Here is a 629-nt window from a genome sequence, read left to right on the forward strand (position 1 = left end):
AAATCTTGAATCAGCGAAAGAGCATGGTTGAACCTGTGTTTTCAGCATTGCGGGGAATTCAGGGTTTGGAACGTTTCCGGCGTAAGGGATTATTAGCGGTAAAGCTCGAATTTACCCTGCATGCAATAAGCCTGTTGCTCAATAGCAAAATTAATTGTGACTTACAAAAAAACCAGCTATTGATGATAAAATAATCAATTTTTGAATTAAAAATGACCTATATAAGATTAAAAAATAACTTATTTTTGTGTTTTTTAGATGTATCTAACTTGTTTTTATTGAAAGCAGTTTTATTTCACTATTGAGCAACAGGCTTAATGGCCTATAACTTATCAAGAGCGGTTGCTCTGATATTATGGATGATTTTCAGTCTATTATTTGTACAAACTAAAATCAGAAAAAGAGAAAATCTGCACGGTGGGATATTGTTGAAAAAAAAATTCCACCCCTTTTGCGACAGCCTCTTTAAAGGCGCGCATTTCCTTTTCCCACGTACCGTCATTCATTAATTGCGTGAGTCGTCCTTCAATCAGGGTGAGTATATTTTGTTCAGCAATTGGCCAGAGTTCGCCCGTGACACCAAAATCACGGGCACAGGCCAACTGGCTAATAAAAAGTGCCACCCACAG

The 629-nt window shown here is 37.4% G+C and carries 1 protein-coding gene and 1 pseudogene; one reads left to right on the plus strand and one right to left on the minus strand.

Annotated elements, in window-relative coordinates; translation table 11 throughout:
- On the plus strand, positions 1-194 hold a 194-nt coding region (locus tag CBG25_RS12220), incomplete at its 5' end, for a hypothetical protein (protein ID WP_290606928.1).
- A 180-nt stretch (positions 195-374) separates the two neighbouring features.
- Here CBG25_RS12220 and CBG25_RS12225 read toward each other — a convergent pair.
- Positions 375-629, minus strand: a pseudogene (locus CBG25_RS12225) (hypothetical protein); the annotation flags it as partial.

This window comes from Arsenophonus sp. ENCA (assembly GCF_002287155.1).
Taxonomy (GTDB): Bacteria; Pseudomonadota; Gammaproteobacteria; order Enterobacterales; family Enterobacteriaceae; genus Arsenophonus; species Arsenophonus nilaparvatae.